This window comes from Undibacterium hunanense (assembly GCF_014284335.1).
In the GTDB taxonomy this organism is placed as follows: Bacteria; Pseudomonadota; Gammaproteobacteria; order Burkholderiales; family Burkholderiaceae_D; genus Undibacterium; species Undibacterium hunanense.
In genome coordinates this window covers 169,455-183,836 of record NZ_JACOGF010000002.1, presented here as the reverse complement: position 1 = coordinate 183,836, position 14,382 = coordinate 169,455, and the positions used below count along the sequence as shown (strand labels likewise).

At 47.0% G+C, this 14,382-nt stretch carries 5 protein-coding genes and 1 tRNA gene; 2 read left to right on the top strand and 4 right to left on the bottom strand.

Annotated features, from left to right (window positions below; translation table 11 throughout):
• Positions 1-92: 92 nt before the first annotated feature.
• The 4 genes from H8L32_RS03960 to H8L32_RS03945 form a co-directional block, all read right to left on the bottom strand.
• A complete protein-coding gene (locus tag H8L32_RS03960; RefSeq protein WP_230412049.1) occupies positions 93-2,948 on the bottom strand; it encodes a TonB-dependent receptor domain-containing protein in 2,856 nt (951 codons plus the stop codon).
• Positions 2,949-3,712: 764 nt separating this feature from the next.
• Positions 3,713-6,826: a TonB-dependent receptor gene (locus tag H8L32_RS03955; RefSeq protein WP_186945882.1), complete on the bottom strand. Its 3,114-nt coding sequence runs from the start codon at positions 6,824-6,826 to the stop codon at positions 3,713-3,715.
• 954 nt (positions 6,827-7,780) lie between these two features.
• Positions 7,781-10,561: a TonB-dependent receptor gene (locus H8L32_RS03950; protein ID WP_329605153.1), complete on the bottom strand. Its 2,781-nt coding sequence runs from the start codon at positions 10,559-10,561 to the stop codon at positions 7,781-7,783.
• 613 nt (positions 10,562-11,174) lie between these two features.
• Entirely contained in the window at positions 11,175-11,726 is a 552-nt protein-coding gene (locus tag H8L32_RS03945) for a c-type cytochrome (RefSeq protein WP_186945881.1), read from the bottom strand.
• Between the two features lie 280 nt (positions 11,727-12,006).
• Between H8L32_RS03945 and H8L32_RS03940 the strand changes: the two genes are divergently transcribed.
• Positions 12,007-12,083 (top strand) — tRNA-Arg (locus H8L32_RS03940).
• 812 nt (positions 12,084-12,895) lie between these two features.
• On the top strand, positions 12,896-14,086 hold the full coding sequence (locus H8L32_RS03935) for a hypothetical protein (RefSeq protein ID WP_186945880.1): 1,191 nt from the start codon (positions 12,896-12,898) through the stop codon (positions 14,084-14,086).
• Positions 14,087-14,382 lie beyond the last annotated feature (296 nt).

Genomic DNA, 14,382 nt, shown 5'->3' with positions numbered 1-14,382 from the left:
ATCATAGACCCGGCAGCCCCAAAAAAACCGGAATGCGCGGTCGAAAAAAAACCCCGGTTTTATACCGGGGTTTTCCTGGGGCATATCAATAATTAATACTTGTATGCAGCCGTGATATAGAAAGTACGACCGAGTGGATCTGTGTAACGACCATCGTACCCAACCTGGTTACCACCACCAGTATTGCGGATGGTGAATGGAGGGTCCACGTTGAACAGATTGCGGATACCGCCAGTAATAGTCAGGTTTTTGATTACTTTGGCTTGCAGTTGATAATCAAAAGTCATGTAGTTGCTGACATCACGTGTCATGTCTACATAACCACCAATACTGCCATCTGCATTCACGGCACGGACATAGCCGTCATCAGCAGATGCCACTTTGTCGTGGTAGCCAGAACGGTAGTTCATGGTGATGCTATGGGTGTACTGATCAGATACTTTGAGGGAAGTCACGAGTCTGGAAATGATGCGGAAGGTCACATCATCATAAGAATCGAAACGACCGATACTGCTTTCCTTGGCTGCGCCAGGCACATCTTTTTCTGCCGTCAGCATGTAAGTACCGGACCAGTTCATGGACAGCTTGCCGATAGGCAGGGCAGTCTTGAACGTGGCATCCCAGTCCAGGCCGGAATAACGTGAGCTGGCCAGATTCACAGGGCTGCGTGTTGCCACCAGCACTTTGGATTTCTGGATAGGATCGTAGTACAGGGAGATGTACTGATCAGCCAGTGTTGGCGTCGTGAAAATCAAATCCTGAGACAATTTCTGGATCTGGTTTTTCAGCTTCACATCCCACCAGTCCAGGCCCAGAGACAGGCTGCTGGTTGGTTCAAAGCGGAAACCGAACGCTGCCTGCTTGGATTCTTCGGCTTTCAGTGCATCTGCGCCTGTGCTTGGATTACCCTTTTTCAACAGACCATATTCAGCTGTACCACGGCAATAGGCAAAACGCGGGTCCGATGCCTTGGTAATAGGGCAAGGGAAGAAGTTCGATGAACCGTCATTTTTCAATGGATCGGAAATATCATTGAGTGTCGGTGCCTTGAAGCCAGTGCCATAAGAACCGCGCAGCATCAGGCTTTGTACAGGCTGGTAACGGGCAGACAATTTATACGTCGCCTTGGAAACAGAAATGCCCTGTGTGCCTGGTTGCGATGCGTTGCCGCTGACGTCATAGCTGACATTGTCTTTCTTCACGGCGTCATAGCTGTCATAGCGCAGCGCAGCGGTGACATCCAGATTTTTGATCACAGGTATCAGCAATTCGCCAAAGGTACCCCAGCTCTTGCGTGAAGCGACCAGACCTTGTGAACCCGTACCACCACCGATAATAACGTCCGTCCAGGCAGGATGCTGAGGACCAGGACCTTGCGAGAGTTCGCTAGGTGCGTCGTTAAACGACTGCTTGGTCATATCGGCACCCAGACCCAGTTGTGCCTTGCCACCGCCCATATCGAACAATTCTCTGGAAGCGCGTGCGCTCAATACGTCAATCTTGGATTTGGTGACGCTCAGGTTTTCCTGCAATACTGCGGGAGCCAGAATCGAACTGGCATTCGCGTTGATAATATAGGGATTGTAGGCACCAGATTTGACCAGCGCGTCAAAGCGGTTCGCGCTCATGTAACCGGAGACAGCATTATCCTTTTCCGTATTTTCGGAATGGGTATAGTTGGCGCTGTAATCAAAGCCTGCGAAAGTGCTTTCCATGCCCAGCACCACGTGGCGGGCTTCGGTTTTGTATTCGTCTGCGCGTCCACCTGCGTCGAGGGCGCGATAATAGAAGAAGGCGTCAGTCACATCGTTAGGGTTGATGCCCTGTCCTGCCAGCAGCGGCACGACCGATTTGTTGTAAGCACCGATGTAATTCGGATTGATGACTTTCACGCCAGTGACCGGGTCAGTACTGAAGGTCGTCAAAGGCTGCGCCGGGGCCGCATAGCGGGCTGTGTTGGAGAAATTGGACAAGACCACTTCGGCGAACAAGGTGGTGTCCTTGCCCACTTTCAGGTTGCCGGATGCAAAGAAGCTGTCGCGCTTCAGTTCTGGCATCAACTGTACAGTGGACGCATAGTCAAAACGGCACACACCGCCACGCTCGAACGTGTTTGGACCATTACATTTTTTATTGTTCACCAGGTCAGGCGAGAAGGTCGCGTTATTACCCAGGGAATCATAGATATCGGCATTCGCAGGAATGGAATTGATACTGGTCTGCCAGGTCGCGTACAACTTGCCATCTTTGGCAAATTTATGAACGCCGGATTTGGCGAAGTCGCGCTGTGTTGCTTCCAGTGTCTTTTGTTCATCATGGCTGTACGCGAAGAGGACGTTATAACCATCCTTCATCGGGTCACCAAAACCTTTGGAAATCGAGAAGTTACTGCTACGACCACCGCTTTGTTGCGGGCTGGTCAGCGTTGCTTCCACGTTCAGGTCAGTCTGGTTCTTTTTCAGGATGAAGTTGACCACACCGGCAATCGCATCAGAACCGTACAGGGTGGATGCACCATCGGTCAGAATTTCTACGCGGTCTACTGCGGACAGGGGGATGCTGCCCAGATTCACTGCACTACCAGTGCCATACGGCGCCATGCGGCGGCCATTCAACAGCACCAGGGTGTAATCGGTACCAATCGCGTGGATAGAGGCAGATTGACGACCAGCACCACCACCATTGACAGAAGCGGATGCAGTAATGAAACCCTGCATGGCTGGCAAAGCGGCAACCAGATCGGCCACATTGTTTAAACCACTTTGTTCTATGTCTTTGCGTGTCAGCGTTTGTACTGGCAAAGCACCTTCTTGCGCAATCCGTTTAATCGATGAACCGGTGATCTCTACTTTTTGCACTGCATCTTGTGACATTGCCGGTTGTGCCAGCAGGCCTGCACCGACCGCGACACTGCCTATGAACATCAGGCGTACCGATCGGGCCAACATTTTTTCTACCATGACTAATCCCCCAAAAATATATCTAACAAGTCAGGCTGCGCATGCAAGATCCCACCTCGTAAGTGAGACCCCCTATTAGCATGACGCCGCCACATTTCTATCTTTGATGTTTTTTGAATGGCCGCATTGTAAAAACCTGATGTTTCACATGGATATGTAAAACATTTGTTTTTTTATTTTTGCTTATGTAAATTTTTTCATCAAAAAACATCTTTTTTCATGGAACCATTTGGGATGTTTGCTGTCAAGACTGACCTTCCGCGAGGGAAGCTTTGATTGTTTCCATTTGTAATGGAATACACAGGTGAATTTTCTTTGATCAAAAACTGGAATTTTCGCAATAAAATCTGTGGCGATTTAGCATCGTTTGCGTATAAATCTATTTAATTTAGTTCATTTCATTTGTGACAGAATTTTTACATAACCAAAACGGAATCTTCTTGATAAAAAATGTTATTAAAAAGTGCGTTTTTAAAAAGACCGAAAATAGCCAACGCTGCGCTCATTTGCATTCATATCCAAATCGACCTGCACCGGTCTTGCAGCACAAAAATACACAGAATTCATTGCTGTAGAGCACACTAGAGCAGAGATTCTGAAACCCGTTTTTGTCGCAAATGCACAACAACATCATGTCTGAAAATGGCTGGTTTTACCCCTGTAGACGATTGCTCTTTTACTGAAAAATGCAAAATCCCCTGTCAGCTTTTGCTGGCAGGGGATTTCTTTTTTACAGCGGGCTCAAATTACAATCAGAACTTGTGATTGTACTGAACAGACAGACGGACAGAACGTGGCGCTGTGTACGATGTTTCCTGACCTGCGGTCGGGCTGACGGCATCACCGGCACGGCTGGTGTTGTAGCCTTCATCGATACGATCAGCAACCTGGGCATTGAATACATTCAGTACATCAACCTTGAGCAACAGGCCTTTGACCTGACGTGGTTTGTACATGAAGTTCAAATCCAGGCGTTTGTCCCATGGCAGTTTACCCATGGCACCACGACCATTTGCGATACCGGTGCTGGCTGGGCACAGATAGAAAATGGAACCGTACTGGAACAGACCCAGACCTTCCTGATCCATGGCAGAAGGAATGTTGCAAGTCAGTGATTTCGGACGACCAGAAGCAACCAGGACATTCCCACCAACAGCAAATTCTGGTGTGATTTCATACAGGCCATAGGCCTTGAACTGGTGCGTACGATCATTTGGCAACAAACCACTGCCGTTGATCATGGCTTCAGGGAAATCCCACAAGGAGCTGAAACCTACGTCAGACTGACCGTTATCCGATTTGGTCTGACCTTCCTGATTACCTTCACTGCGTGACCAGGTGTAGTTGAACTTACCATACCAGCTGCTACGCAGCGGATGTTCCAGCATGAATTCCAATGCCGTGTATGTACGTTTCGCCGATTCCGGGAAACCTGCTTCTGCCGCTGTGATGGTGATAGCACGCTGACCACCAGTGGCATTGATAGGCACGATGAAAGTATTGTCCTGGCCTGGATTGAACAGGGCACCATGCCAGCCTGCATCTTCCAGATAAGCGCGTTCAGCACCAGACAGTTTTTTCAACAAAGGACGAATATCGGAATAATCATCAATCGTGTTTTTCAATTTGCGATAAGTAAATTTGATACCGCCATTAAAGTCTGGTGTCAGCGCCTTTTCGAAACCGATATTGATTTCATCCTGATAGTGGGCCTTCAGATTGACGGCGGCCAGCTCATTGGGAGTCAGCTCTTTACCGAATTCATTATTGGCAGAGACAGTGTTACTGATCGCATTCAAACCGGTAGGTGCGCCAGTTTTTGGATCAACGCCGGTATAGGTATAGAACTTGTCAGTGTTGATGGACACGCCAGCAAAACGCACGGCCAGATTGGCAGGCAATTGCAGGTGATAACGACCGGCAGTACCGAAGACTTTCAGAGAACCATCACCGTTCACGTCCCATGCAGCAGAAAAACGTGGTGCAATCATGCTCTTCTGTTCAACGAAAACATCGCCCTTACCGTTCATGTTGGAGAAGGATTCGTTGCGCAGACCGAAAGTCAGCAATACATCTTTGGTCACCTGATAGCGATCTTCAATGTACTGTGCCGATTGTTTGACGGAAGGTGTGGAACCACCGGAAACAATGTTTTCCTGTACGTAGTAACCGTCTTTACCATAGCCGCCACCCGCTGCCGGGGAGATGTTATGACCAGACAAGACCGCGTTCGGATTAGTCGCACGCAGATAGATCCATTGACCACCACCGGCAGCCACCGTACCAGCCACCGCAGTAATCTTGTTGTAATCCAGACCGGCGCGAAGCGTGTGTTCCTTGTTCAGCTTGTACTCGATATCCAGGCGATAGCCCTTGTTGGTATCGTTGGCACCGTCACGCAACAAGGCCGAAGTGAAACCCTGTGGATCAGTTGGTGTGTAGTTAATGCCAGGTACACGGTTGGCTTCCGCCGCCGTGATAGGACGCAGGCCAGGGACATAGCCAAACGGATCTTGTTTACGTTCGGTTTTTGCCTGACCAACCAAGGCCGTCAACGTCAAATCGTTTGTGATGTAACCCGTGTATTTCAGGATATCGACATCCGAACCCTGCGCTGCCGCCAGAGCTGCACCATTCGCATTCAGACCCAGTACGCCAGATGCATAGTTCTTGAATACTGCACCGCCGTATTGGGTGAAGCCGCGTTGCTTGGTCGCATAATCAAACCCGAAGTATTTGTCATCGACCTTGGATTCATCACCGATGTGGGTGTATTCCAGACGGTGATCGTCAGTAATATTCCAGTCAAATTTGGCGATATAACGTGGCAATTCGGATTTTTCATCCAGCCAGCCCAGTTTATTGTTGGTGGTGTTGCTGGAAGCCAGACGGGCGGTCTGACGCTCGGTCTGGTTCAGTTCAGCGCCGATATACATGAACAGCTTGTCCTTGATGATAGGACCGCTGATATAGGCGTTATAAACTTTTTCAGTGAAGACGTCGCCAGCCTTGTAGTTCCAGATCGTGCCGTCAGTGCCTTTGTTGGCAGCCGCGCCGGTATTCGGGTACAAGATGTTTTTCGCTGTCGCACGCAGAGAATTTGGTGCATAGGTAAAGCCCGCACCGGCTTCCCAGTTATTGGTACCGCTCTTGGTCGTGATGTTGATAACACCACCGGTAGAGCGACCGAATTCAGCACCGTAACCACCGGTAATCACCTGTGCTTCAGAAATGGAACCGAAAGGCAGGGAAGAATAACCAATCTGGTACAGACTGCTGGTGACCGGAAAACCGTTGATATAAGCGGCATTTTCGGAAGAGCTGGAACCACCGAAGCTGGCAGCGTTATTACCGTAGCGGCTATCGCCACGTGTCGTACCACCAGCCAGTTGCACGATATTGCTCACAGCAGGAGCAATCGGCAGCACGGCCAGTTCCTTGGCGGTGAAAGAGGTGCCGGAGTTGGAAGTCTTGACGTCGATCGCCCTGGCGCGCTGGGTAATCTGTACCACTTGCGTACCGAAGGTCGCTTCACTGTCCTGGCCGATACGGACTTCGAGGTCCTGTACGCCAACGACTGATGTGCCTTCCAGCAAGGATACCTTGTAGTTACCGACCGGGACAGAAGTCGCACGGAAAGTACCAGATGCATCCGGCGTAATACTACGTTTCACACCATTATCCACACCGACGATGGAAATGCTGGTGTTCGCCTTGACAGCGACCGTACCCGAGATCGTACCAGTTGTATTTGATTGCGCCATGACAACCGGGTTGATACCGACTGTCATTACACCAGCACCAAACGCCAGGATCAGCGCGCGGGCAACCAGTGTCTTTTTAAATACCAGACTATTTTTAGACATGTGTTTTTTTCCTAAGTATTTTGTATCGACGAAACGCGGTACGAAATATCCTTCAACTCACCAATTTCGCACAACTCCCTCTTTATTGCTGCCATTATTTGATTAACTTCTTTTTATTCCCAGGTGATCTGGCGGCATTTATTGCTCTGTCCAGTGCCTGAAAATACATGTTCTATGCAAATAATGGTGGAAACGTAATAGAAATATCTCTCTAAGAAATTTATATAATTGCAATAATCTGGATGAAAAATACAGCCATCATTCCGCCCGGATTTTGAAGTTACAAATGTAAATTTTTCTGTCAAAAAATACTCATATTGCATGGAACCATTGGACAAACGGAGTGTCAAGACGGATTTTTACGGCTGCGGAGCCGGTTTTGGAGGTGGGATCGGTCGATATAAAAATACAAAACAAAGTAATATTTTTTTTATTTTTTCTTGCCGATATTTTCTAATCTTATAACTGGCGGCAACTTTGTTCGATTAAATTCACTTGCAGAGACTCAGGACAAAATTTTATTGCCAGCAGGGGGCTATTGGATGGACAAAAATTCGAGAATTTCTTTTGTCTTTTTTTGAGCAGATTCAGGCTTCAAGTATTGACATTGTAATTAGCACAATCTTTACCAACTTCACTGTGATGTAAATTTATGCAAATTTTATGAAAATGAGGCGCGGCAATATTGTTAATATATTTTCTTCCATATACTTTTCTGTATCTTTAAAGAGACAAAGCTCATGAGTTAAAGCAACAGTCTGGCGCAGTTAATTTTTTGACACTATCGAACAGGCACTTATTGTTTTCGACAGGCTATAGTCAAAAAAAACCGCAAGCAAGCTTGCGGTTTTTTATTTCATTGACAACCATACTTTGCTTTAAGCCACCCCTTGCTGCCACGCCTGCCGGCAAAAGAGGTGGGATTTTTACAAATATCTGCCGTCTACATCCTTATCAGAATGTGTAACGTCCGCCCACATTGAAGTAACGGCCAACTGCGCCGGACTGATGCAGGGATGGGTTGTAGTTGATGCGGCCATAAGTCTGGACATCAAGTGGAGCCATCTTGTCGAACAGATTGGTGATTGATGCCGTGAATTCCAGATTTTTCGACATTTTCCATTTACCAAATACATCCATGGTCGTGAATGAAGCAACGCGGCAACCGAGGTAAGGCTTGCCATTCGCATCTACGTCCAGGCAGTCGCCACCGATTTCATTGGTGTCGCTGATGCTGGAAACATAGTTGACGTTACCGGACAGTGTCCATGGACCACGTTCCCAACCCAGAGTGAAACTGGCTTTAGTGCGTGGTGTGCCACCGTCACCAGACAGATTCACGTCACCGTGTGTACCTGCAAATTCATGCACTGTACCGTCGGCATCCGTTCTTCTGAATTCATTCATGTACGTAATGACCACACCAGCATTCAACTTGCCATTGCTGCCCAGGTCAAACTTGGTACGCATGTCCAGATCCAGACCGGAAGTTTGTGTCTTACCGGCGTTCAGGTAAGGTGCTTTCACCATCAGGATAGGACCAGCCAGGGTAGGGAAGTTGGTTGTTGCTTCACCACGAACGATTTGCGCATCTGGGTAGTTGCCTGGGTTGGCAACAATCGCACCAGGGTCGGAACCGCTGATTTCGCCGTCACGAACAATTTTCCACCAGTCCAGAGAGATACTGAAGTTCTTGACCGGTTCTACAACCAGACCAAGGCTATAGCTCTTGGACGTTTCAGGCTTGATGTTTTTGTTGCCAACGGTAATAGCACCAACTTGTTGCGAAGAGCAATCTGCAGCCAGTTTGGTCACTGCACAGCGGATAGGATCGCTGGCGATGTTGGTAAATGCAGCTACAGCACTGTCACCATTCTCTGCCGCGCTAGGAGCACGGAAACCTTCAGCATACGTACCGCGGAAAGCGATGGTATTGGTTGGGGTGTACTTGAAGCCAGCTTTTGGTGTTGTTGAACGACCATAGTCAGAGTATTTGTCTGAACGGGCAGCCAGCTGGAATTCCAGGGATTTCAGCACAGGGATAGCCAGCTCTGTATAGATCGCGCTGACGTTGCGTGAACCTTTGGCAGCGGAATAGCCCAGACCAGCGATGTCATTGGTGTTGGTGTAAGGCGTAGGATCGCTGTTGGTTTCTTCCTTGCGATATTCTGCACCAACCGCAATACCCATAGCGCCACCTGGCAACTGCATCAGCTCACGTGTGGCTTTGAAATCCACGGATGTACTCTTCGTCACGCCAGAGTTAACCAGTGTTGGCGACACCAGTGCCAGCACTTCAGGTGTGTTGACGCGGCCTTGACCAATGCGGAAAGTACCGTTATTGATCGCAGTTTTCAAGGCAGACTGGCGATAGTAGCCATTTTGTGTCTTGTCTGTTTTGCTTTCGGCATACAGGAAGCCGGTATCGTAATCCCACTCAGCGAACGTACCTTTTACGCCTGCCAGGAAACGGGTCACCGTTGTTTCCAGATCAGCAGTACGTGGACGAGCTGCATCAATCCAGCGTGGGCGAGCGCGCGCGTCGGTGTACGGATTATCCGGATGGCCGATAGGCAGCAGCAACTGGTCAGGTCCTGTACCAGTGTTGTTGACACGTGCATTCACCAGATCGAAACCAGCGCCGGTCAGGCCGGAAGGAGTGGTCTGGGTTTTTGCCTTGCTGTTGAACAAGCCGAGCTCTGCATAGGCCGTGGTCACGTCATTGATCGCGAAAGTACCGCGTGTATAGAGGTTCAGGTTTTGTGTTTCTGGCTGAATGGTCTGGTATTTCACTGGGTCAAACATACAACCGCCGCCACCGTTATCCAGCGATGTACCACCCACTGGATCCAGGTTTTTGGCATCACAAGTACCTGGCAATTGCTGTATGCCACGTCCAGCAATGGTGCCGCCTGTAGCACTCACAGGGCGCACTGTACCCAGCATATTGCTGCCACCGGCATTACCGGAAGTGATGAAACCAGCGCGCTGATCACGACCACCCCATGGGCGGGCATCAGCCTGGCCGATGTAATCGTCACGGTCTTTTTGCCAGATTTTTTCTTGTTTCTTGGCATCAATGGTCATGAACACATTGTATTTTTCGGTTTGCAGATTACCGAAACCGATCGATGCCGAAGCGCTGGAAACGCGGCCATCGCCACGGGAAGACTGGCCAATACTCGCAGCAACCGATTGACCTACATAATTTTGACGCAGAATGATGTTGACCACACCGGCAATCGCGTCGGAACCATAAATCGCGGAAGCGCCGTCTTTCAGGATCTCGATGCGCTCAACCGCATCCAGTGGGATGGAGTTCAAGTCAACGAAGCTGCGTTGACCATCATCACCGAAACCGTAAGGTGCCGTGCGACGACCGTTGATCAACACCAGAGTGGAACTAACGCTCAGACCGCGCAGGGACACACCGGACGCACTACCGGCGAAACCGTTGGTGAACGAGCCACTGATACTGCCGTTGTTATCCGCAGAGATACTGCGTACTACGTCAGCGATGGAAGTCTTGCCTGTTTGCTCGATGTCTTTACGGCTCAGTATCTGGGTCGTTGAAACACCTTCTGTTTCAGTACGCTTGATACTGGAACCGGTAATTTCTACCTTTTGAACGCCTTCTTGTGCGAAAGCTGTTGGTGCCAACACACCCATGCTCAGCACCAGGCCGCTAGAACAGATCAGTCGTACTGATCTTGAAATGGTTTTTTCTTTAATCACTTTGTGCTCCGTTGTTTGTACATTACCAACAAATCTATGACAACCAGATAAATTTTGCGGATAAGCAAAATTACCAAATTAAAATGGAAAAATCCTTCCATTCTTGAGTAATTTTTGAATAAAATTCTTTCAAAAATTTAACCCTTGAATGAAACCACTCTGGAGAATCTGCTGTCAATCTTGGAATTGTACAAACGACGAAAAAACAACACTCGATTAATTCGGCATGTTTTCTTGAAACATTGCGCCTACATATGTCTACAGATTAGGATGAAAGTTCCGAAAAAACGAAAATAATTTTAACTAATTTGTAACACAGTCTTTCTACCGTTACATCTCTGAAAAATTACCTCTTTTACAATTAAGCAGTATCGCGATGATGCGAGATGAAAACGACAGATAGTGCTTTTTTGCTTAGAAAATGACGCACCAGGTTTGTGCACTTAAAATATTAAGGATACAAATTGATTGTCAGAAATAAAATTTTGGAAGACCCGGGAAGGAAACTGAAAACTAAAATGAAGCTGAATTGAAAACTAAATTCAAAGCTGAAAAGCAAAAACCCCGGCAAGCCGGGGTTTTTGTTAAGACACCAGAAATACTGGTAGGGGAATTACTTGGCTGAAGCTTCTGCTGCTGCAGCAGCTGGCGCAGCTGCCTTGACTTCCGGTTCCTTGAACTTGGCACCGCCTGCATTGGCCATATGAACCACGGCGCGGGCGACTTCTACATCGTCCAGATCAGGATTGCCGCCTTTGGCCGGCATGCCGCGAATACCTGCGATGGCATTGGCAAGCAATTTGTCGTAACCCTGGGCAAGACGTGGACCCCACGCGCCAGCATCACCAAATTTTGGAGAACCGGCAGCGCCAGCATCATGGCAGGCCGCGCAGATAGTTTTATACACGGTCTCGCCAGATTGCAGGGTCTTCGGTGCATTGACATCCTTGAAGGTAAAACCCTGATCAGCAACCGGGCTGATACGTGCTGCAATTGCTTCCGGTGTCAGTGCAGAAGAACCAGCGCCGACTTTCTTGTCATTGGATACAAACTGTACCAGCAAGACAATGGCGATAATGGGGACCAGGAAACCAGCGAGGATAGCAACGATAAGTTGCTTAGGGGTCTTGATCGCTGATTCGTGTTCGTCGTGCGCGTCGCTCATGGTTTCCTCGTTGCAAATAAATTAGATGCTGAAAATAAATCCAGAATGCAGGCATGCCGCTTGCGCGAGCAACTGCCAAAGCTTGGAATTATAGTGCGAAAGCGACCTATTTGGAATGAAAAGCAGGAGTACTTAGCCAAGAATACAGAAATTCCAGCCCGTTTAACGACAAATTCCTTGGTTTGGGACGAGAGGTAAAGGCCAATTTAGGTTAGAATGTTGCCCTTGCATTACCAGAACTCATAGTCATGTTTAGTGAGTTCGAAACAGCATACCCCACGCGCCAGTAGCTCAGTTGGATAGAGTACAGCCCTCCGAAGGCTGGGGTCGCACGTTCGATTCGTGTCTGGCGCGCCAAATCCTCTCCCCTCCCGACATTTCAAAGAGTTATATATTTCCAATAAATATATGCTTTTGATATTTATTGTTTTGCTACCGCACATAAGCTCTCTGCGGGAGTTAGCGATCTGCGCCTGTAAGAATGTCGCTTTTTACTCTTATCCCTTGAATGATGAACGTAAGAAGAAATTTCGCCAATTCAACGTTTTCCGTAAAAAATATGTCCCAAGATTAAGGTGGTGGTACGTCAACAAATTCAATAGGAAATTTTCCTCTACGTTTAGTTATTCAAATACTCCGATACTGACAGCGACTTCAGTAGCCTCAAACGAAAACAGTTATGAGTTAACTAAAGTTTTTTCTCTAACACAAGATCAAAACACGAGTAATATTTCTAATATTTGTTTGAAAATATCATTGATCACATAAAAATACTCAAAAGAGCGGAAGTGTACTTTTCTATTACGTGAGGAATGCTACTTTTCACCAGAGTTCTATTTCAGCATGTCGGGACAGCGAAAGAACTTACAATTAACTATGCGATATCGACACCGCCGCCCTTCCAGAGATACCGCAAGTTAGACCAAGCGCGTTTTTCTACAATTGGAGTGAGAAATTTCAATCGTTCAATAAGCAAATAGTGGCCGCTACATCGTCGTTGGAGCTTTGTGCCAATTCATCTGCATGGCGGCGCATACATCAAAGCGTCACATCTTGTATCTATGCTGAAAATGAATGGTTTCGAACTCATAGTTCTGGCTCAATATCTGGGTATAACGCGGATATCACCAGAAGTGATGTAACAAGAAAATTAAGATAGCATTTCAAATATGGGAACTTTAGAGCAAGTTTTGACTGTGCACTTTAGAAAAATGAAAAAGTTCTTTTCGGCTTTTTGCTGGTCCGCCGTAATATTGTTTTCATTTGTTATTCTTCCATTTTTATTTGACTCTATCTTTCCGCGCTTGCAATTTGAGAATATTCTTAGATTATCAATGCTATTTTTTATTATTACGGCTTTGGTAGGCTTGACGTCTTACTTACTTGTCTTTAATGAATTATCAAAAATAGTCAAGCTACTAGGCAAAAGTCAGATAATTTGGGTATGGGGGCCATTAATTTGCACAAATGGTCTTGGGATCCTTTTTTGTTATACGTTGATTCAACAGTACAATCCGGGGAAAAATGTACTTGACTCAAACAAACAATTCAATGCCGTAGCAACTGAGCTTGTATCAGAGAAAATCATTAAGCTTCCTACGTCATTTGCCTCTCGATTTTTTTTGCTGTTCGGTGGACTGGCCACTATCGCGGCAGCAAGGGGATATATAGATTCTAGTAGCCTAAATAGCAGACTGTCCAATGCTGTAACTGCCTGCTATAAGGAAACTGAGCGAAATATGGCCTCACTTGAACTTGTTGGTCAATCAGGTCAAATCACTCAGACAATCGTTGTGCCAAAAATTGGGGAATTTGCTTTTCCAATAGGCATGCGTCTCGATGAAATTTGGTCTGTAATCCGCAATAACCTTCTTTTTAGCGAAGGTTTTCCAGCAAATACTCAATCGTCTAATGCTAATTGGAGTTTCTCCCCGATGAGGGCGACAATCAGTGCTGAAGAAAAGGCTATTGCATTTAGATGGCTTCGCGGGCAAGGCGAATTGAAGGCGACTTATAAAATATTTGACGTGAATGGGCGCACTTTTTTGTTGGAAGGAGACGCTGGCTCTAGCCGAAGCACAACAATATCTGCAATTCGCCCTTTTTTCGGGGCAGATTCATGGTGCAATGTGGGAAATCTATCTAGCAATGCAGGTTCTATAAATAAATTAAAAACCACTCCGACGCAAGATGAACTATTGCAAGCAGACAAAGCAAACTATGCAGAAAACAACAGAAAAGACATTTACGAATCTTACACCGTAGCTTTGCTTCTATTGGCATTCGGTATTGTTCCTGCAATTTGGTATTTCTTACTGAGACGCTTACATGAAATTGCGGTGGCAATTCGTGGCGAATAAACAAATTTAACTCTTAACATTTTTAACATCTTTCATTTGCGGGATATCTCTTTTATTCTCATATTCGTTATTTGTGGCTGTGATTTTGGCTTGCTAGCAAAGATGCCGCTAAGGCAATGATTTATGTTGACCTGTGACGGTTGCAAAACTAATCGATGAGGCTTTCTGTTGAAAAGAATTTATATTTTCAGTCGCGATATATTTCTTCTATTAAATGAAAAATGATGCCACCGATGTTGCCACTGTCTTGATAACTTTATTTAAAAACCTACTGAGTAAGCTAAGTAAAATTGAGA

What these genes read in the sequence shown, in the direction of transcription:
- H8L32_RS03960 (WP_230412049.1), bottom strand. Translation starts at nt 2,948, where the DNA reads ATGTTGGCCCGATCGGTACGCCTGATGTTCATAGGCAGTGTCGCGGTC.
- H8L32_RS03955 (WP_186945882.1), bottom strand. Translation starts at nt 6,826, where the DNA reads ATGTCTAAAAATAGTCTGGTATTTAAAAAGACACTGGTTGCCCGCGCG.
- H8L32_RS03945 (WP_186945881.1), bottom strand. Translation starts at nt 11,726, where the DNA reads ATGAGCGACGCGCACGACGAACACGAATCAGCGATCAAGACCCCTAAG.
- H8L32_RS03935 (WP_186945880.1), top strand. Translation starts at nt 12,896, where the DNA reads ATGGGAACTTTAGAGCAAGTTTTGACTGTGCACTTTAGAAAAATGAAA.